Below are 19,346 nucleotides of genomic sequence, written 5' to 3'. Positions count from 1 at the left end.
TACCTCGGGCGGACAGGTCGATGACAAGCTCTCAGCTTGAGCGGCTCCTCTTCAAAAGGGGCCATAGCTCAGTTGGTAGAGCGCGTGCTTTGCAAGCATGAGGTCGTCGGTTCGATCCCGTCTGGCTCCACCATGAAGACGTGCGATAACGCGATCGGGAAGTACAAGTTTCCAACGCCTGGCTATGCCGGCGCTGGTTCAATGACATCGTAAATTGAAGGGTTTATCCGGCCCCCCCTGGGGTTTGGAGGATGGACCTGAGAAGACATCATTGTTCGAAAGAACAAGATTTCTATAGCGCATGTGTGGGCGCAATCCGCCGTTTCGTACCGAAGGATTGCATATACCGTCCCCATACATGAGTTTCACTGAGAACGATCAAGCGCATAAGGGCTTCTGATGGATGCCTTGGCGTCGAGAGGCGATGAAGGACGTGGCACGCTGCGATAAGCTTCGGGGAGGCGCGAGCACCCTTTGATCCGAAGATTTCCGAATGGGGAAACCCACCTTTACGATTTGCGAATTTGATCACCAGCTCCGGTTGGTGATCTCGTTCGTACGTCGTTCAAAGGTATAATGACCTGAATAAAATAGGGTTCATTAAGCAAACCCGGGGAACTGAAACATCTCAGTACCCGGAGGAAAGGACATCAACCGAGACTCCCGTAGTAGTGGCGAGCGAACCGGGACCAGGCCAGCGCCGTCGTGACATAAAGCCGAATGACTTGGAAAGGTCAGCCATAGCGGGTGATAGCCCCGTAGGCGTCAATTAGCGACGGACTCGAGTAGGGCGGGACACGTGAAATCCTGTCTGAACATGGGGGGACCACCCTCCAAGCCTAAGTACTCCTCGACGACCGATAGTGAACAAGTACCGTGAGGGAAAGGTGAAAAGCACCCCGACAAGGGGAGTGAAATAGAACCTGAAATCGGAAGCCTACAAGCAGTCGGAGCCACCTCGCGTGGTGACGGCGTACCTTTTGTATAATGGGTCAGCGACTTCATGTGCCGTGCAAGCTTAAGCCGTTAGGTGTAGGCGCAGCGAAAGCGAGTCTGAATAGGGCGAATAAGTACGTCGCATGACGACCCGAAACCAGGTGATCTATCCATGAGCAGGTTGAAGGCTGGGTAACACCAGCTGGAGGACCGAACCCGTGAATGTTGAAAAATTCTGGGATGACTTGTGGATAGGGGTGAAAGGCCAATCAAACCTGGACATAGCTGGTTCTCCGCGAAAACTATTTAGGTAGTGCGTCGGACGAATTCCTTGGGGGGTAGAGCACTGGATGGATGCGGGGGTCGCGAGATCTACCAATTCTAACCAAACTCCGAATACCCAAGAGAACTATCCGGCAGACACACGGCGGGTGCTAACGTCCGTCGTGAAGAGGGAAACAACCCTAACCATCATCTAAGGTCCCCAAGTAGTGGCTAAGTGGGAAACGATGTGGGATTGCTTTGACAACCAGGATGTTGGCTTAGAAGCAGCCATCATTTAAAGAAAGCGTAACAGCTCACTGGTCAAGCGATCCTGCGCGGAAAATGTAACGGGGCTAAAGCCACTCACCGAAGGTATGGGTTTGCAGTTTACTGCAAGCGGTAGCGGAGCGTTCCGTAAGCCTGTGAAGGTCAGCCGTGAGGCTGGCTGGAGGTATCGGAAGTGAGAATGCTGACATGAGTAACGACAAAGAGTGTGAGAAACACTCTCGCCGAAAGTCCAAGGGTTCCTGCGTAAAGCTAATCTGCGCAGGGTTAGCCGGCCCCTAAGGCGAGGCCGAAAGGCGTAGTCGATGGGAATCAGGTGAATATTCCTGAGCCAGTTGGAAGTGACGAATCCCGTAAATTGTCAGGGCTTAATGGATTGTTCCTGGCAGTGAAGGGGTTCCTGGAAATAACTCCAACGGAGACCGTACCCTAAACCGACACAGGTGGACAGGTAGAGTATACCAAGGCGCTTGAGAGAACTATGCTGAAGGAACTCGGCAAATTGCACGCGTAACTTCGGGATAAGCGTGACTCTGCTTAGGGCAACCTTTGTAGAGTGGCACAGGCCAGGGGGTAGCGACTGTTTATCAAAAACACAGGGCTCTGCGAAGCCGCAAGGCGACGTATAGGGTCTGACGCCTGCCCGGTGCCGGAAGGTTAAAAGGAGCGGTGAGAGCTGCGAATTGAAGCCCCGGTAAACGGCGGCCGTAACTATAACGGTCCTAAGGTAGCGAAATTCCTTGTCGGGTAAGTTCCGACCTGCACGAATGGCGTAACGACTTCCCCACTGTCTCCAGCATAGGCTCAGTGAAATTGAATTCCCCGTGAAGATGCGGGGTTCCCGCGGTCAGACGGAAAGACCCTATGAACCTTTACTGCAGCTTCGCCTTGGCGTTAGCGGCAACATGTGTAGGATAGGTGGGAGGCTATGAAACCGGGGCGCCAGTCTCGGTGGAGCCAACCTTGAAATACCACCCTTGTTGTCGCTGACGTCTAACCGCAGCCCGTTATCCGGGTTCGGGACATGGCGTGGCGGGCAGTTTGACTGGGGCGGTCGCCTCCCAAAGTGTAACGGAGGCGCGCGATGGTGGGCTCAGAGCGGTCGGAAATCGCTCGATGAGTGCAATGGCATAAGCCCGCCTGACTGCGAGACTGACAAGTCGAGCAGAGACGAAAGTCGGCCATAGTGATCCGGTGGTTCTGCGTGGAAGGGCCATCGCTCAACGAATAAAAGGTACTCTAGGGATAACAGGCTGATTTTGCCCAAGCGTCCACAGCGACGGCAAAGTTTGGCACCTCGATGTCGGCTCATCACATCCTGGGGCTGGAGCAGGTCCCAAGGGTTCGGCTGTTCGCCGATTAAAGTGGTACGTGAGCTGGGTTCAGAACGTCGTGAGACAGTTTGGTCCCTATCTGCCGTGGGTGTACGAAACTTGAGAGGATCTGTCCCTAGTACGAGAGGACCGGGATGGACATACCTCTGGTGGACCTGTCGTGGCGCCAGCCGCGCAGCAGGGTAGCTAAGTATGGAATAGATAACCGCTGAAAGCATCTAAGCGGGAAACTAACCTCAAAACAAGGTTTCGCCGAGAGCCGTGGTAGACCACCACGTTGATAGGCCAGGTGTGGAAGTGCCGCGAGGCATGCAGCTTACTGGTACTAATCGCTCGATCGGCTTGATCGTTCTTAGTGAAATTCATGAATGCGCTTCAGAAATCGCGCTTTCAGCAGTGATGTCTTCTCAAATATCCGTTTCGTTGACCTGGTGGTTTTGCCGAGAGGTCCCCACCCGATCCCATTCCGAACTCGGTCGTTAAGCCTCTCTGGGCCGATGGTACTTTGTCTTAAGGCACGGGAGAGTAGGTCGCCGCCAGGTCTACCAAACGGATATGTCCAATAACCCTTCAAATTACGATTTCTAGCTTTGCCGCGGGGTGGAGCAGCCCGGTAGCTCGTCAGGCTCATAACCTGAAGGTCACAGGTTCAAATCCTGTCCCCGCACCCAAGATCTCGGAAAGCCCCGCTCGCGCGGGGTTTTTTGCGTTTGGGGCATTGCGCCGGCGCGAAAACCGCCCAGATCTAAGCTTGCGAATACTTGAAACGCAGCAGAATTGGCGCTCGCTCATGCCGAAAATCGACATCTCCGCCGTGCCCGTCGGCCGCGGCAGCAACTACCCCACGCCCTTCAACGACCCTTGCGAGGGCCAGACCTACCAGAGGCTGGCGCGCGAGAGCGGGCTGACCCTGTTCGGCGTCAATCTGACGGTGATCGAGCCGGGCGGCTGGTCCAGCCAGCGCCACTGGCACAGCCACGAGGACGAGTTCGTCTGGGTGTTGGAGGGCGAGCTGACCCTGATCACCGACGCCGGCGAAGACATCCTGCGCGCCGGCGACTGCGCGGCCTTCAAGCGCGGCGAGGCCGATGGCCACCACCTGGTCAACCGCTCCAGCAGCCCGGCCAAGGTCCTGGAGATCGGCAATTCCGATCCCAAGCACGACCGTTGTGTCTATCCCGATATCGACATGGTGGCCGAGCCGGGGGAGAGCGGCTATCGCCATCGCGACGGCACGCCCTATCCGCCGAAGGCCTGAACCCCGACAGCGCCCACGAAGAAGGGGTCGGCGTTCGGCCGACCCCTTCCCCGTTGGATCTGGGAGCTTGGCGCCTAGAGCCCTTTCCGATCTGATGGGTTCAAACGGATCGGATAAAAAGGGCTCTAAGTCAGAAGGTTAGAGCATTTTTCGATCCGATAGCCGTTTCACGCCTATCGGAAAATGCTCTAGCGCTGGGCGACGCGGGTCGCCTGCATCTGGGCCACCTCGGAGCTGCCGAGCTGTTCCAGGGCCGCGTTGACCGAGCCCTTCACGCAGCGGCCGTAGGCGTCGAGGAACATCGTCTCGCTGGTGGTCGCCTTGGCGCACACCTTCTTGGCGGCCGCGACGATGTCGGCGTGGATCTGGTCGCTGGACTTGCCGACCACGGAGACGCGGACGCCTTCCGCGGCGTCGGCGGCCGGGGCCAGGGCGAGGGTGGCCAGGGCGGCCAGGGTCATCAGCTTCATCATGTTTTTCGTCCCGGAAAGGGGTTGGGGTTCAACCGCCTCCCGACGTTCCTCAGGCCGGCGCTGAGCTTCTAGGGTGGCTCAAGCGTCCCGCCTGAGACCGACTTAGCGCGGGGTTTCGGCATCTCGCAAGTGACAATGGTGCGACGCAATATGGGGAATATTGCGCTGCGATATGAGCAGGCGCCGCCGCCCAAAAGGGGGGCGCCCGAGGGCCGGAGCCGGCTCGCGGCACGCCCGTTGCGGCGGGGCAGGGGGAAGACGCCGAAATGAAACACTTGCGTTCGGCGGTTCTTCACACTTCATTAACCTCTCGTGCTCGCCGAGGTCCCATGTTGCTTCAAGTTCTGGCTCTGACCGCCGCCCTTTCGTCGCCGTCCAGCGCCCCGGCCGCCGAACCCGCCGCCCCGGCCCTGGCCGCCAACGCCTATATCGTCGAGTGCCTGGTGAGCGGCGTGTCCCTGACCGAGTGCAAGGTCGTCGACGCCGATCCGGCCACCAACCCCGGCGCCGCCACCGCCCTGAAGCTGGCCGCCGATATCCACGTCCCGGTCTCCATGGCCCAGGCCGGCCGCATCCGCATCAAGCTGAACGTCAATCCGTAGGGCCTTCGGGCGCGATTGACGAAGGGGAGCCGCTGGCTCCAAAAGGCTCGCGCGCATCCTCGCGCCCGGAGCCCCCAGATGCAGACACGTAAGCTCGGCCCGTTCGAGGTCTCGGCCATCGGCCTGGGCTGCATGAGCCTGTCGCACGGCTACGGGCCCCCGGCCCCGCGGGAGCGGGCCGAGCGCGTGCTGAAGGGGGCGCTGGACGCCGGCTACACCTTCCTCGACACCGCCGCGGTCTACGGCGTGGGCCATAACGAGACCCTGATCGGCGAGGTGCTGGGCGACCGGCGCGACGACTATGTGCTGGCCTCGAAGTGCGGTCTGACCAATGGCGACAAGCGAGAGCTGAACGGTCATCCCGACGTGCTGAAGGCGACTTGCGAGGGCAGCCTGAAGCGGCTGAAGACCGACGTCATCGACCTCTATTACCTGCACCGCTGGGACAAGCGCGTGCCCATCGAGGACAGTGTCGGTGCGCTCTCCGAGCTGGTGGCCGAGGGCAAGATCAAGACCATCGGACTGTCGGAAGTCTCGGCCGACACCCTGCGCCGCGCCCACGCCGTCCACCCCATCACCGCCCTGCAGACCGAATACTCCCCCTGGACCCGCAACCCGGAGATCGCGGTGCTGCAGGCCTGCAAGGACCTGGGGGTCACCTTCGTGGCCTTCAGCCCGGTGGCCCGCGGTTTCCTGGCCGGCGGCGCCTCCGACCCGGCGGCCTTCCAGGAGGGCGACATGCGCCTGGGCATGCCCCGGTTCCAGGGCGAGGCCTTCGCCGCCAACCTGAAGCTGCTGGCGGCCTTCACGGCCCTGGCGCGGGAGGCGGGCTGCACGCCGGCCCAGCTCTGCCTGGCTTGGCTGCTGGCCAAGGACGAGACCATCGTGCCCATTCCCGGCACCACCAACCCCGACCACATGGTGGAGAACGCCGGCGCGGCGGCGATCAAGCTGTCGGCGGAAACGATGGCCAGGGTCGAGGCCCTGGTGAATCCCGAGACCGTGGTGGGACCGCGCTATTCCCGCGCCATGCAGGCGGCCATCGACACCGAGGGGTAGGGGCTTTCCGGAGCCCCCCCGCGCGCTTCATCCTCCTGTGTCATCCCGCATGGAGCGCCGGAGGCGCGGAAGTGCGGGACCCATACTCACCGATCTGTCCGGAGAGGCCCGCGCGTCTGGGTCCCGGTCTTCCGCGTGGCGCGGAAACCGGGATGACACTCTGAGTGGCTGGCAAAGCCGCTCAGGCGCCCAGGCTCTCGAAGGCGCTGATGAGGGCGGCCTGGGCCAGGCGTTTGGCGCGGGCGGCGACCTCGGCCTCGGGCAGGTCGTGCAGGCCGCGCGGACGCGGCAGGCTGACCTGGACGGTGATCCCGTCGTCGGTGAGGACAGAGACCCCGACCAGTGTCGGGCTGACGGTGACGGAGGGTGGCAGGGACAGGTCCAGCATGGCTTGGCGTCTCCAGTTTCCCCCAACGGGGCGGGGTTTGGGCGCTGCGGACCACCAAGTCCAGCCACGGTTTTATGACCGGATGTGATGGAACCCGTTAAGCCTGTGGGGCGGGCGTCGCCGGGGCGATCTGTTCAGAGACTGAACGCCAGAGTTGTTTGCAGGTGGCGGCGCGTTGCCAGTTCGAAGGCCTCGGGCCAGGTCGCTCCGAGTCGGTCCGCCAGGGGCCGCGCCCGGGTCAAGAACAAGCGGGCCTGATCCGCGGCGGCGGCGATCACCGCCTCGCGGTTGGCGGCGGGAGGTGTCAGGGCCTCAAGCACCTGACGCTGCTCGGCCGTGAGAAGAGGATTGAGCTTCTTGGCGCCGCCACGGGCGGTGGGGGGAATGCCGTTTTCCTCCACCATCAGATCAATCAGCAGGCGGCGCTGGAGTTGGTCGCCCTGTTGGGCCACCAACCATTCGCCCCGCCCGACCGCCACCGGCAATAGGCCCAGAATCCGCAGAGACTCCGTCACCATGGCCTCGACCCGCTCCCTTGCACGATCGTCCTGCGCGGCCTGGTGACTCCGGGGGCGGGTCGAGGGATCGCCACGCAACGGCTTCAGGGCGCCGCCGTCCAATTCCGCCAGCTCTTCGGGGCTAACGAAGTGGATGTCGAACCGCTCCCAGTCGGGTGTGATCGCCGCCAGGATCCGTCCGTAAAGCGTCTTGGCCAGAACCATGGGGGGCATATCGGGACGGCCCTGGCGGTATTCGGCGAGGCAGGCGGCGCGATCGACCTCGGCGACCTCCGCCACCAGGTCAACGTCACTCCAGGCGTCACCGCCGTCCCGTCCCAGGCTGCCGGAGAGCCAGACCGACCGAATACGCGGGTCAGCACCCAGCGCCGCCGCCACCAAACTCGCCAAGGCCGCCTGAGCTTCGGTCATGATCTCATCCCTCTTCGCCGGGGGACGGTCGCAGGGGAGGGACGAGGTCAGCAACCGACAATTGCGGCGGGCTGTTGTGAGCCGAGATCACAACTGGGCACGGCTGACACGCCGCCGCTTTGCCCCTAGACCATCGCCATGCCGATTGCTCCGCCGCCGCCCGAAGTCGAAGTCCTCATCGTCCATCCGCCCCGCCTGCCGGCGCTTGGCGGGGAGGCGGTGTTCGCCGTCCAACAACTGGACGCCGAGGACCTGAAGACCGCGCCCAGACTCGACGGCGCCCTGAAGCGGGCGCCCGGCGTGTCGCTGTTCCGGCGCACCGGCAGCGACGCGGCCAATCCCACCATCCAGGGCATCTCCCTGCGCGGCGTGGCGCCGTCGGGCGCGGGCCGAGCCCTGGTCACCCTGGACGGCGCGCCGCAGAACGATCCCTTCGGCGGCTGGGTGATCTGGTCGGCCCTGCCGCCGGAGGGCCTGGAGAGCATCACCATCGTGCGTGGCGCCGGCGCCGGCGCCTATGGCGCCGGGGCGTTGACCGGGGTCATCGCCCTGGAGGAGCGCGGGACCGGCGAGGGCGTCTCGGCCCTGGACCTCTCCGTCGCCCAGCGGGGCGGCGCGCGGGCCGCCGTGGCGATGGGAACGCCCGGCCTGCTGGTCACAGCCAGCGCCGAGACCTCCGACGGCTATGTGCCGGTGCGCGGCGGGCGCGGGGCGGCCGACACGCCCACCACCCTGGACTCAGGCGCCTTCGCCGTCCGGGCGCAGGGGGAGCGCGACGGCGTCGTCGGCGCCCTGCGGCTCGGCGTGTATGAGGAGCAGCGCGGAGCCGGTCTGAAGGGCGCAAATTCCGCCGCCAGCGGCGGCTCGGCCACCCTGACGGCGGCCAGGATCATCAATGGCGGCGGCTGGCGGCTGCAGGCCTGGGCGCGGTCCAGCGACCTGGCCAACACCTCGGCCGCCGTGGCCGCGGGTCGGGTCTCCACCACGCCCGCCAGCGACCAGTATTCGACGCCCGCTCTGGGCTATGGCTTCAACGCCGCCTGGCAGGGGCGCGGCGAGGCCTTCTCCTGGGAGGTGGGCGGAGATGTCCGCTTCGCCGACGGCCACGCCTATGAGCGCTTCCGCTACCTTGCCGGCGCCTTCACCCGGGGCCGGGAGTCCGGCGGGACCACGGCGGTGGGCGGGGTCTATGCCGAGGGGGTGCTGGACCGCGGCGACTGGCTGGTCACCGGCGGCGCCCGCATCGACGCCTGGCGTCAGCAGGACGCGGTCCGCCGCGAGCGGGACCTGGCCACCGGGGCGGTGACCCTCAACCAGACCTCCCCCGACACCTCGGGCACGACGCCGACGGCGCGGTTCGGGGCGCGTCGGCGGCTGGGAGACGAGAGCTGGCTGCGGGGGGCGGCCTATGCCGGGTTCCGCGCCCCGACCCTGAACGAACTGCACCGGCCCTTCCGGGTGGGCAATGACGTCACCGAGGCCAATCCGACCCTGACGCCCGAGAAGCTCTACGGCGTTGAGCTGGGGCTCGGCGGGGACGGGGAGACCCGCTGGAGCGCCACGGTCTTCTACAACCGCCTGGACGATCCCATCACCAATGTGACGGTGGGCGCGGGCCCGGGGACCTTCCCGGTGGCCGGCTTCATCCCGGCGGGCGGGGTGCTGCGTCAGCGGCGCAACGCCGGCCAGATCGAGGCCTGGGGCCTGGAGGCCGACATCGCCCGCACCTTCGGGGACCTGAGCCTGAACGGGGCGGTCTCGGCCACCAAGGCCGAGGTCGACGGCGGAACCGCCGCGCCGCAGCTCACCGGCAAACGGCCGGCCCAGACTCCGGAATACACGGTCACGGCCGGCGCCGACTGGAAGGCCTCGGAGCGGCTGACCCTGTCGGCGAACCTGCGCTTCGAGAGCGAACGGTTCGAGGACGATCTCAACAGCCGCAAGCTGGCGGCCTCGGTGGGTGTGGACGCCCGGGCGGCCTGGCGGCTGACCCCCGACAGCGAGGTCTATCTGGCCGCCGAGAACCTCACCGACGCCCGCATCGAGGTGGGGGAGACGGGCGACGGGACCGAGAGCTTCGCCGCGCCCCAGACCTTCCGGGTGGGCTTCTCCCTGCGGCTCTAATCCAAAGAGATGGAGCGCGTCGGACGGGTTGACCGGCTCCCACTTGACCCTGACGCGCTCTAGCCGGCCTTCTCGCCGAACAGCTCTTCGTGCTTGGCGCAGATGGCGGGCCACAGGGCGGCCATCTGCGGGACATCGAGACCGAACTCGCCGGTCAGGATCTCGCCGAACTGATCGGCGGACTCGATCAGGACCTGGGTCCGCTCGCCGGGCCGGACGCGGCGCAGGGTGCGCCCCAGGATGATCACCAGGCCGTCCGGGGTATGCCGCTGGACGATGGGGAACTGGGTGAAGATCGACTCCGGGGCGGTGCGCAGCCACTGGCAGGTGGCGGCCAGGGTCTCCTCCCGCGCTGTCTCCAGGGTGAAGTCGAAATAGGGCGCGCCGCCCAGGGCATGGTTGTGCAGCCGCCACCAGTCGGCGTCGACCTGCTCCAGCTTGAAGTCATAGCCCGCCACCCTGTGGTCGCCGGCGGCCAGCGGGATGGGCTCCAGCAGCCCGTCGCCGAAACCGACGTCGGCGATATAGGGCCGGTCGAGGTCCACGCGCAGGACCAGGTGGTTGCCGTGGCTGGCCTCTCCGCGCTCCATCCGAGCCACGGCCCCGGACATGCGCGTCACCGCAAAGCCGATCTCCGACAGGGCCCAGCCCAGCAGGCCGTTCATCTCGTAGCACCAGCCGCCGCGCCGGCGGGTGACGATCTTGTCGAAGGCCCGCGCCACCTCCGTCCCGCCCGGCGCCCTGAGCTGCACGTCCAGGTTCTCGTAGGGGATGGCGAAGAGGTGGGCGCGGTGGAGGTCGCGCAGGGTCGCCAGGTCCACGCGGGGCGTCCCCGCATAGCCGATGCGGTCGAGATAGGCGGCGAGCTCCATGGGCGGCTCCTTGCAGGTTGGCGCGGTGAGACTGGCGAGAAATCCCCTCAATGGCTAGGACGGAGCCCATGGACAATCTGACCACCGAATTCGCCTTCGAGGCGCTCGTCTCCATCGCCCCGGCGGTGCGCCAGGGGGACACCGCGCTCGGCAAGCGCCGGTTCATCGGCATCACCGGCGGGACCTTCAAGGGGCCCCGCATCGCGGGCGAGGTGATCCCCGGCGGCGCCGACTGGCAGACGGTGCGGGCCGACGGCGTCACGGTGATCGAGGCGATCTATGCGCTGAAGACCTCCGACGGCGCGGTGATCGCCGTGCGCAATCTGGGCCTGGTGGCGCCCACCGAGGACGGCGGCCGCTATGTCCGCACCACCCCCACCTTCGACGCCCCGCAGGGACCGCACGACTGGTTGAACAAGTCGATCTTCGTCGGCACGATCGGGGTGGCCGAGGGCGGCAAGGCGGTGCGGATCGGCGTCTACCGGGTGGTTTAGGCCGGGAAGGCGGTTAGGGTGATGCGCCATGGTGGAGCTTCTTCAATGATCCGCGTCCTGGCCTTGGCGGCGGCCCTGCTGCTGACCCCCGCCGTCCCGAACCCTGCCCAGGCCGGCGCGCCCTCGTCCGTGATCGATCGCTGCACCTCGGAGCCCGACGGAGACAGCAATGGGGTGGCCGTCGCCTGCATCTACCGGCAGGTGGACATCGAGGATCTGCGCCTCAACCGCGCCTACAAGGCGGCGCTGGCCCGGCTGACCGCCGCCCAACAGACCTCCCTGCGCGTCGAGCAACGCGCCTGGCTGAAGGGCCGCAACGACTGCCCCTTCTCGCGGGAAGCGGACGGGGCGGACTTCGTCCTGCTGGTCGCCGACTGCGTCTACCAGCGCACCCGCGACCGCGCCGACGAGCTGGAGCGTTATCCCAGGCGCTAGCCGACCTAGTCCTTCTTCGCCGGATCCGCGGCGCCGGTGATCAGGGCCACGATCTGCGGGCTGATGTTCTCAGCGCCCTTCTCCATCATGTGGGAGACGATGCGGGCGCCGACGGCGGCGCGGGTCTGGCTGGTGAACTCGGTCTTGTTCTCGCGCACCCAGTCCATGGAGGCCTTGCGGTTCACGTTGAGCTGCTGGAAGTGCGGGACGACGTAGCGGGCGATCATCTCGTAGGAGCGCTTGGTGTTCTCCCAGTTGGCCCAGTTGTGGGCCATCATCAGGTAGCAGCCGAAGCCGCCGCTCTCGTCCTGCAGCTGCTCGATGCGGGCGATGGCCTCGTCCGGCGTGCCCACCACGGCCGAGCCGAGGGCGAGATAGGCCTCGACGGGGTCGCCGGCGAAGTCGTCGGGCACCATGGGCAGGTTGGCGATCTCGCGGAAATAATAGATCCACTTCTCCAGGCCGAAGCGCACCTGCTCGATGGCCTTGTCCTTGGTCTCGGCGATGTGCATCTGGCCCACCAGGCGCCAGGCGTTGCGGTCCATGGTCTGGCCGTTGGCCTTGGCGATATCCTCGGCGATGCCCCAGTTGGCGGCGAGCGCGTTGAACCCGGCCGTGGTGGTGGCGCCCAGGGAGAGCAGGCCCAGGCCGTGCTTGCCGGCGGCCCGCGCCCCGGTGGGCGAGACCTGGCTGGCCACGGCGATCTCCACCGAGGGCCGCGAATAGGGGGTCATCTGCAGGCGGGCGTTGACCAGGGTGAACCAGTCGCTCTCGTGGCTGACCTCCTCGCCGCGCAGCAGGCGCACCAGGACGTCGAGGGCCTCGTCCATGCGGTCGCGCTGCTTGGCCACCGGGATGCCCATCATGAAGGCGTCGGAGGACAGCGCGCCGGGGCCGGCCCCGAACATCACCCGGCCGCGGGTCATGTGGTCGAGCTGGTTGATACGGTCGGCCAGCATCATCGGGTGGTGGTAGGGCAGGGAGGAGACCCCGGTGCCCAGCCGGATGTGCTTGGTGCGCTCGGCGGCGGCGGCGATGAACACCTCGGGCGAAGCGATCAGCTCATAGGCGGCGGAGTGGTGCTCGCCGATCCAGGCTTCCTCATAGCCCAGATTGTCCATGTGCTGGACCAGCTCCAGGTCCCGCTGGATGGCCAGGGTCGGGTTCTCGTCCAGCGGATGGAAGGGCGCGATGAAGGCGCCGAAGCGCAGTTTGGTCTCGAGCATTTGGCCCTCCCTGGGTCTGTTTGGGAGACCTTAGCTGGGGTGACGCGGGGGCGCCTAGCAGCCCGTACCCGCGTTTCGAAACCTCAGGCCGCGGCGTCGCGAGCGGCCTCCAGGAACTTCAGGACCGAGAGCTCGAAGGCGCGCGGCGAGCCGGTCCCCTTCAGGGGCAGGACACCGCGCTCGTAGGATTCCAGCACCAGGGGATGGATGTAGGAGCCCTTGCAGACCGCCGCGGTGTTGCCGAGCAGGGTGGCCACCGCCTTGACCGAGGCCGCGACATTGCGCCGGGCCTCGGCGGCGCTGGCCACCGGCGGATGGGCCACCAAGGCGCGGGCCGCCGCCAGGGTCCCGGCCCAGGTGCGGAAGTCCTTGGCCGAGAAGTCGTCCCCCAGGGCCTGGCGGATATAGGCGTTGACGTCGGCGCTCTCCACCGCCCGGCGCTGGCCGGTCTCGTCGATGTACTGGAACAGGCGCTGGCCTGGGATGTCCTGGCAGGCCTTGACGATGCGGGCCAGGCGGCGGTCTCGGAAGCCGGTCTGGTGGACCTTGCCGCTCTTGCCTCGGAACTCGAACACCGCCCCGGTCCCGGTGACCCTGGCGTGGCGGTCGCGCAGGGTGGTGAGGCCGAAGCTCTTGTTGGCGCGCGCATACTCCTCGTTGCCCACCCGGATCAGGGTGATCTCCATCACCGCCACCACGGCGGCCAGCACCTTCTCGCGCGGCAGGTCGCGGCGGGCGAGGTCCGCGGCCACCCGCCGGCGCAGACGCGGCAGGGCGCGGCCGAAGGCGATGACCCGGCCGTACTTGATCCCGTCGCGGTCCTGCCGCCAGTCGGGGTGGTAGCGGTACTGCTTGCGGCCCTTCTGGTCGCGCCCGGTCACCTGGATGTGGCCCCGGGCCGAGGGGCAGATCCAGACCTCGGTCCAGGCGGGCGGGATGGCCAGGGCCTTGATGCGGTCCAGCGTCGCGGCGTCCTTCACGGCCCGGCCCTGCGGGTCGCGGTAGGCGAAGCCTGACCTGGTGGGGACCCGGGTGATCCCCGCGTCGTCATCGTTGACGTAGGTCAGGCCCACGGGGACGGGGGGACTGAGGTCCGCGGTGTCTCTGGCCATCTGTCGCCTTTGGAATTGGCCGGGGACGTGGCAGGTACGCCCCCTGTGGCCGGTCAACGTGAGGCCGGCGCGCGGGGTTCCTAAGTCGGACGGGAGACGCAAGAACCGTGAACTATCGCCACGCCTTCCACGCCGGGAATTTCGCCGACCTGGTCAAGCACGCCGGCCTGCTGCGGCTGATGGCGGCGCTCACCAAGAGCGCCGGGCCGCTGACCGTCATCGACACCCATGCCGGACGCGGACTCTATGACCTGTCGGGCAGTGAAGCGCAGCGTTCCGGCGAGGCCCAGGCCGGGATCGGCCAGCTGATGAAGGCCGCCGACCTGCCCGCCGGCTTCGCCCCCCTGCGCGCGGCGGTGACCAAGCTCAACAATGGCGGGCCCACCAAGCTCTATCCGGGCTCCCCGCGGCTGATCGCCGACACCCTGCGCAAGAAGGATGTCTATATCGCCTGCGAGCTGCGCGGCGAGGAGCACGCGGCCCTGCGCCAGGCGCTCAAGGGCCGCAACGGGATCGAGACCCTCTGCGCCGACGGCTACGACACCGCCATCGCCCGCTGCCCGGCCAGGGGCGCGGTCCTGGTCCTGATCGATCCGCCCTTCGAGAAGGCCGACGACTATGCCCGCATTGTCGCCACCCTGAAGGCGGTGACCCGGCGCAACCGCGAGGCGGTGGTGATGATCTGGCTGCCCATCAAGGACCTGCAGACCTTCGACAGTTTCCTCAATGAGGCGCAGGATGCCGGGGCGGGTCCGCTGCTGGTGGCCGAGACCCGTATGCGGCCGCTGAGCGACCCGATGAAGATGAACGGCTGCGCCCTGGTGATCGCCCGCGCCCCGGCCGACCTGGCCGCGCCGCTTGAGGAGATCTGCCGCTGGACCGCCCAGACCCTCGGCGAGAAGGGGCAGGGTCGGGTGTCGGTGTTGTCGTAAGGTCATTTTGCGGTTGCGAAGGGCGGGCGTATGGTATGTTGCATCGCACAATTCAACTCCGGAGACGTTCCATGATCGAGCTCAAGCCGAACGAGTCCGTCACCCCGACCGCGGCGCTTCACGTGCCGATCGGCGCGGCCTCGCCCCTGTGGTTCATGTTCGCGGGCGCGGCCTCGGCCGGCGTCGCCTATTGGTGGATGACCCGCTGGATGCGGCCGGTGAACCTCGAAGCCCTGCTGTCGGCGCCCGCCGCCGACGCCCACCCCCTGGAGGAGGCCGCCATCCTGGTGGAGGCCTTCGTCGAGCCGGTGCTGGAAGCCGCCGAGGTGGTGGAGCCGGTGCTGGAGGCCGGTGGCGTCGTCGATCCCGATCCCGCGCCGACCCCTGCGCCCGAGCCGGCCCCCAACCCCCTCGACACGCCCCCGCCGCCGGTGGAAGCCGCGGCCGAGGCGGCGGCTGAGCCGGCGCCGGTCCTAGAAGCCGCGCCCGATTCCGCGACGCCCAAGCCCGTGGCCGCCAAGCCCAAGGCCGCGCCGAAGGCGTAGCGCGGCGACGCGCGGCGCATTATGGCTGATCCCAGCGCCGGAGACGGCGAGGGAGCCGCGACGTGCTGAAGCGAGGGCTGGACATCCTGGGCGCCCTGGCGGGACTGATCGTCCTGTCGCCCGTCCTGCTGATCCTGGCGGTCGCGGTGCGGCTGGAGTCCCCCGGCCCGGCCCTGCACTGGTCGCGGCGGGTCGGGCGGTTCAACAAGATCTTCGCCATGCCCAAGTTCCGCAGCATGCGCACCGGCGCCCCGGACGTGGCCACCCACCTGCTGCCCGATCCGGAGAGCTGGATCACCCCCCTGGGGCGCCTCATGCGCCGCACCAGCCTGGATGAATTGCCCCAGCTCTGGAGCGTGCTGGTGGGGGACATGAGCCTCGTCGGGCCTCGGCCGGCCCTGTTCAACCAGGACGACCTGGTTGGCCTGCGCACCCAGGCCGGGGTCGAGGTGCTGCGTCCGGGCCTCACCGGCTGGGCCCAGGTCCATGGCCGCGACGAACTGCCGATCCCCGACAAGGCGCGGCTGGACGCCGAGTACCTGGCCCGCCGCTCCACCTGGATGGACCTGTCGATCATCGCCCGCACGGCGGTGACCGCCTTCTCCGGGCGGGGCGTCCGCCACTGACGGACCTCTTTGGCCTCTGAGGCGTTCTGGCGAGACGCGGAGTCTCCAGACCCTTGTCAGCCGAACCGATACATCAGCGCGCCCGCACGGGCCTCATTCGCGCCCGGGACCGGGCGGCCGCGAGCCTGCGCCGGGCGCGTGGCGTGGTACGCCCGCGTTGGGACCGGGCGCGGACACGGCTGCGCGAGACCCGGTTCAAGCGCCCCAGCAATCGGGCCCTGGCCTGGACCGGCGGGATCGTCGGCGTCCTGGTGGTCGCCATCGCCCTGTTCCTGATTCTGTTCGACTGGAACTATCTGCGCGGCCCCATCGGCCGCTTCGCCTCGGCGCGCACCGGCCGCGAGATCGTGCTGGCGGGGGACCTCAAGGTCCACGCCTTCTCCTGGCAGCCCACCGCCAGGGCGGAAGGAATCCGTATCGGCAACCCCAAGTGGGCCGGTCCCGGACAGACGGCCGAGATCGCCAGGCTCGACCTGAAGATCAAGCTCCTGCCCCTGCTGCGGGGCCAGCTGGTGCTGCTCAACCTGCAGCTCGACCAGCCGAAGGTGAATCTGCTCCGCGACCGCCAGGGCCGCGCGACCTGGGACTTCTCCAACGGCAAGAAGAGCAAGACCGCCTTCCGCCTGCCGCCGATCCGGCGCTTCGTGATCAATGACGGCCATCTGCGGATCGTCGACCAGAAGCGGCGCCTGATGCTGAACGGCGAGGTGAACGCCACCGAGAAGATGGGCCAGGCCGGCCGTGGCTTCCTGCTGAGCGGCGACGGATCGCTGAACGGAAACAGGTTCCTGCTGCGGGTCCAGGGCGGCCCCCTACTCAATGTCGATCCGGACAAGCCCTATCCCTTCGACGCCGACATCCGGTCGGGCGCCACCCGGGTCACGGCTAAGGGCGCGATTCCCAAGCCCTTCGACCTGGGCCAGTTCTACATGAACACCACCGCCCAGGGCCCGGACCTGGCCGACCTCTACGACCTCACCGGCGTCGCCCTGCCCAACACCCCGCCCTACCGGCTGAGCGGCCGGCTGTCGCGGGACGAGCATCTCTACCGGATCGACGGCCTGGGGGGTCGGGTGGGCGACAGCGACCTGGCTGGCTCCATCTCGGTCCAGACCGGCGAGGATCGGCCCTATCTGAAGGCCGACCTGAGGACCAAGAGCCTCGATTTCGACGACCTGGCGGCGATCTTCGGCGGCGTCCCCTCCCGCAAGGCCGGCGAGACGGTGTCGGCCGAGCAGAAGGCCATGGGCCAACAGATGGCCGCTCAGCGCCGCCTGTTGCCGGACTCCACCCTGAACGTCGAGCGCATCCGCTCCCTGGACGCCGACGTGCGCTATCGGGCGACCTCGATCCACGACGCGGTCCTGCCCCTGCGTGGCGCCGACGTGACCGTGAGGCTGGACCACGGCCTGCTGACCGCCAACCCGCTGATGCTGGACCTGCCCCAGGGCAAGATCTCCGGCCTTGCGCACCTCAACGCCCGCGGCCCCGTGCCGGTGACCGACGTCGACATCCGCCTGTCCAACGCCCGGCTGGAACAGCTCATCCCCATCAAGGGCCAGCCCCTGACCGGCAGCTTCGTCGGCCGCATCAAGCTGAAGGGGACAGGCAATTCGGTGCACCGGGCGGCGGCCAACGCCGACGGCGAGGTGCTGGCGGTGGTGCCGGGGGGCGAGATCCGCCAGGCCTTCGCCGAGCTGCTGGGCATCAATGTCACCAAGGGCCTGGGCCTGCTGTACGCCAAGGACCAGAGCGCCGTGCCGATCCGCTGCGGCGTGGCCCACTTCCAGGCGAAGGGTGGCGTCCTGACCGCCGACCGCATTGTCTTCGACACCAAGCCGGTCCTGGCCACCGGGCGGGGGACCCTCAACCTGGACACCGAGCGGCTTGATTTCCGCATCCAGGGGCATTCCAAGGAGCTTCGCCTGGTGCGCCTGCTGTCGCCGATCACCGTCAAGGGGCCGATCCTCGCTCCCAAGGTCGGCATCGAGACCGGCAGGGTCATCACCCAGGGCGGGGTCGCCGCGGTCCTCGCCAGCGTGATCAATCCGCTGGCCGTGCTGCTGCCCTTCGTGGATCCGGGCCTGGCCAAGGATGCCTCTTGCGGCGCTCTGATCGCGGAGGCCGGCCGCGACGGGGCGCCCGTCAAGAGCGCGGCCCGCTGATCATTTCACGGCGGTGACAAAGCGGCGCCCCGCTGAAACCAACCCGCGATTGACGCCGCGTCGGGACGCCCTGCAATGTCGCGGCTCAGGTTTTCAGCTTCGAAGAGGTCTCCCCATGTCGGCACGTCACACCAAACGCCCGCTGGGCCTCGTCCTCGGCGTCGCGCTGAGCTTGGCCGCGGTGAGCGGAGCGGCGGTGGCCGCGGTGTCGGCCGAAAAGGTGATCGCCGAGCGCCAGAAGGGTCTGAAGGCGATGGGCGGCGCCTTCAAGACCATCAACGACAACCTCAAGACCGACGCCCCCGACGCCAAGCTGATCGCCGCCCAGGCCAAGATCGTGAAGGATTGGTCGCACCACATTCCCAAGTGGTTCCCGAAGGGCAGCGGTCCCGAGGCCGGCTTCAAGACCGCCGCCAAGCCCGAGATCTGGACCGACCCGGCCAAGTTCGCCGCCGCCGCCAAGGGCCTGCAGGTGGAGGCCGCCAAGCTGGAGACCATCGCCAAGGGCGGGAACATCGACGCCATCAAGGCCCAGGTGAAGGCCACCGGCGGCGCCTGCGGGACCTGCCACACGCCCTTCCGCGTGAAGTCCTAAGCGCTCATGAGCGAGACGCCCGCGGCGCCGACCAAGCTCTGGGACCTGCCGACCCGGATCACCCACTGGTCCCTGGTGGCGCTGATCCTCACGGCCTGGCTGAGCGGCGGCCAGCAGATGCAGATCCACACGCTCTCCGGCTACGGGGTGATCGGCCTGCTGGTGTTCCGGCTCTATTGGGGCTTCTTCGGCGGGGAGACCGCGAGGTTCTCCCAGTTCGTGAAGGGGCCGGGCGCCACGGTCGGCTACCTCAAGACCATGGGCAAGCGCACGGCCGCCGACCTGGTCGGCCATAGCCCCGTCGGGGCGGTCAGCGTCGTGGCCCTGCTGCTGGTGATGATCGTCCAGGCGGGTCTCGGCCTGTTCGCCACCGACATCGACGGGATCAATTCCGGGCCGCTGTCCTACATGGTGGACTTCGACACCGGCCGCCTGGCCTCGGAATGGCACGAGCTGAGCTTCCGGGTGCTGCAGGGCCTGGTGGTGCTGCACCTGGCGGCCATCGCCTTCTACGCCCTGTGGAAGCGGCAGAACCTGGTGACCGCCATGATCACCGGCAAGCGCCGGTTCATCGGTCCGGCCCCGACCCTCAAGTTCGCCCCGGTCTGGCGCTTCGTGCTGGGGGTGGTGATCGCCGTGGGCGTCGCCTGGCTCATCGCCCGCGGGCTGAAGCTGCCGAAGCTGTAGAGGCC

General features: G+C 67.1%; 18 protein-coding genes, 2 tRNA genes and 2 rRNA genes. 16 read left to right on the top strand and 6 right to left on the bottom strand.

Annotated features, from left to right (window positions below; translation table 11 throughout):
• Positions 1-57 precede the first annotated feature (57 nt).
• The 5 genes from ACO06I_RS08945 to ACO06I_RS08925 all read left to right on the top strand — a co-directional run bounded on the left by ACO06I_RS08945 (position 58) and on the right by ACO06I_RS08925 (position 4,077).
• Positions 58-133, top strand: a tRNA-Ala gene (locus ACO06I_RS08945).
• Positions 134-376: 243 nt separating this feature from the next.
• Positions 377-3,169: ribosomal RNA gene (locus ACO06I_RS08940) — 23S ribosomal RNA — on the top strand.
• 77 nt (positions 3,170-3,246) lie between these two features.
• Positions 3,247-3,361: ribosomal RNA gene (gene rrf, locus ACO06I_RS08935) — 5S ribosomal RNA — on the top strand.
• A 52-nt stretch (positions 3,362-3,413) separates the two neighbouring features.
• Positions 3,414-3,490, top strand: a tRNA-Met gene (locus tag ACO06I_RS08930).
• Between the two features lie 119 nt (positions 3,491-3,609).
• Positions 3,610-4,077: a cupin domain-containing protein gene (locus ACO06I_RS08925; RefSeq protein WP_421932226.1), complete on the top strand. Its 468-nt coding sequence runs from the start codon at positions 3,610-3,612 to the stop codon at positions 4,075-4,077.
• A 188-nt stretch (positions 4,078-4,265) separates the two neighbouring features.
• On the opposite strand, the gene ACO06I_RS08920 is transcribed toward ACO06I_RS08925, so the two are convergent.
• The gene (locus ACO06I_RS08920; protein WP_421932225.1) at positions 4,266-4,550 is read right to left on the bottom strand and encodes a hypothetical protein; all 285 of its coding nucleotides are present in this window, start codon (positions 4,548-4,550) and stop codon (positions 4,266-4,268) included.
• A 329-nt stretch (positions 4,551-4,879) separates the two neighbouring features.
• Between ACO06I_RS08920 and ACO06I_RS08915 the strand changes: the two genes are divergently transcribed.
• Both ACO06I_RS08915 and ACO06I_RS08910 read left to right on the top strand, forming a co-directional pair.
• Entirely contained in the window at positions 4,880-5,152 is a 273-nt protein-coding gene (locus tag ACO06I_RS08915) for a hypothetical protein (RefSeq protein ID WP_421932224.1), read from the top strand.
• A 78-nt stretch (positions 5,153-5,230) separates the two neighbouring features.
• On the top strand, positions 5,231-6,211 hold the full coding sequence (locus tag ACO06I_RS08910) for an aldo/keto reductase (protein ID WP_421932223.1): 981 nt from the start codon (positions 5,231-5,233) through the stop codon (positions 6,209-6,211).
• A gap of 181 nt (positions 6,212-6,392) precedes the next feature.
• Here ACO06I_RS08910 and ACO06I_RS08905 read toward each other — a convergent pair whose 3' ends face one another.
• The gene (locus tag ACO06I_RS08905; RefSeq protein ID WP_421932222.1) at positions 6,393-6,599 is read right to left on the bottom strand and encodes a hypothetical protein; all 207 of its coding nucleotides are present in this window, start codon (positions 6,597-6,599) and stop codon (positions 6,393-6,395) included.
• Between the two features lie 134 nt (positions 6,600-6,733).
• Complete coding sequence (locus ACO06I_RS08900; protein WP_421932221.1) at positions 6,734-7,528, bottom strand: hypothetical protein; 795 nt, start codon at positions 7,526-7,528, stop codon at positions 6,734-6,736.
• Positions 7,529-7,666: 138 nt separating this feature from the next.
• Between ACO06I_RS08900 and ACO06I_RS08895 the strand changes: the two genes are divergently transcribed.
• On the top strand, positions 7,667-9,652 hold the full coding sequence (locus ACO06I_RS08895) for a TonB-dependent receptor (protein WP_421932220.1): 1,986 nt from the start codon (positions 7,667-7,669) through the stop codon (positions 9,650-9,652).
• 59 nt (positions 9,653-9,711) lie between these two features.
• Here the strand turns inward: ACO06I_RS08895 and ACO06I_RS08890 are convergent, their stop codons facing one another.
• Positions 9,712-10,524 (bottom strand): arylamine N-acetyltransferase family protein, encoded by an 813-nt coding sequence (locus tag ACO06I_RS08890; RefSeq protein WP_421932219.1) that lies wholly within the window; start codon positions 10,522-10,524, stop codon positions 9,712-9,714.
• Between the two features lie 68 nt (positions 10,525-10,592).
• Here ACO06I_RS08890 and ACO06I_RS08885 point away from each other — a divergent pair, with 68 nt between their 5' ends.
• Positions 10,593-11,018, top strand: coding sequence for a DUF3237 family protein (locus tag ACO06I_RS08885; protein ID WP_421932218.1), 426 nt, complete (start codon positions 10,593-10,595; stop codon positions 11,016-11,018).
• 45 nt (positions 11,019-11,063) lie between these two features.
• Positions 11,064-11,453, top strand: a complete 390-nt coding sequence (locus tag ACO06I_RS08880; RefSeq protein ID WP_421932217.1) for a lysozyme inhibitor LprI family protein — start codon at positions 11,064-11,066, stop codon at positions 11,451-11,453.
• 5 nt (positions 11,454-11,458) lie between these two features.
• Here ACO06I_RS08880 and ACO06I_RS08875 read toward each other — a convergent pair whose 3' ends face one another.
• A complete protein-coding gene (locus ACO06I_RS08875) occupies positions 11,459-12,679 on the bottom strand; it encodes an LLM class flavin-dependent oxidoreductase (RefSeq protein WP_421932216.1) in 1,221 nt (406 codons plus the stop codon).
• An 83-nt stretch (positions 12,680-12,762) separates the two neighbouring features.
• The gene (locus ACO06I_RS08870) at positions 12,763-13,791 is read right to left on the bottom strand and encodes a DNA topoisomerase IB (RefSeq protein ID WP_421932215.1); all 1,029 of its coding nucleotides are present in this window, start codon (positions 13,789-13,791) and stop codon (positions 12,763-12,765) included.
• A gap of 107 nt (positions 13,792-13,898) precedes the next feature.
• Here ACO06I_RS08870 and rlmJ point away from each other — a divergent pair, with 107 nt between their 5' ends.
• The 6 genes from rlmJ to ACO06I_RS08840 all read left to right on the top strand — a co-directional run bounded on the left by rlmJ (position 13,899) and on the right by ACO06I_RS08840 (position 19,341).
• Positions 13,899-14,723 (top strand): 23S rRNA (adenine(2030)-N(6))-methyltransferase RlmJ, encoded by an 825-nt coding sequence (gene rlmJ, locus ACO06I_RS08865; protein WP_421932214.1) that lies wholly within the window; start codon positions 13,899-13,901, stop codon positions 14,721-14,723.
• Between the two features lie 71 nt (positions 14,724-14,794).
• The gene (locus ACO06I_RS08860; RefSeq protein WP_421932213.1) at positions 14,795-15,268 is read left to right on the top strand and encodes a hypothetical protein; all 474 of its coding nucleotides are present in this window, start codon (positions 14,795-14,797) and stop codon (positions 15,266-15,268) included.
• Between the two features lie 65 nt (positions 15,269-15,333).
• The gene (locus ACO06I_RS08855) at positions 15,334-15,894 is read left to right on the top strand and encodes a sugar transferase (RefSeq protein ID WP_421933612.1); all 561 of its coding nucleotides are present in this window, start codon (positions 15,334-15,336) and stop codon (positions 15,892-15,894) included.
• 143 nt (positions 15,895-16,037) lie between these two features.
• The gene (locus ACO06I_RS08850; protein ID WP_421932212.1) at positions 16,038-18,059 is read left to right on the top strand and encodes an AsmA family protein; all 2,022 of its coding nucleotides are present in this window, start codon (positions 16,038-16,040) and stop codon (positions 18,057-18,059) included.
• A gap of 115 nt (positions 18,060-18,174) precedes the next feature.
• Complete coding sequence (locus ACO06I_RS08845; protein ID WP_304698965.1) at positions 18,175-18,654, top strand: c-type cytochrome; 480 nt, start codon at positions 18,175-18,177, stop codon at positions 18,652-18,654.
• A 6-nt stretch (positions 18,655-18,660) separates the two neighbouring features.
• A complete protein-coding gene (locus ACO06I_RS08840; RefSeq protein WP_421932211.1) occupies positions 18,661-19,341 on the top strand; it encodes a cytochrome b/b6 domain-containing protein in 681 nt (226 codons plus the stop codon).
• Positions 19,342-19,346 lie beyond the last annotated feature (5 nt).

This window comes from Phenylobacterium sp., assembly GCF_965229015.1.
Lineage (GTDB): Bacteria > Pseudomonadota > Alphaproteobacteria > Caulobacterales > Caulobacteraceae > Phenylobacterium.
This window is presented reverse-complemented; position numbering and strand designations above follow the sequence as displayed.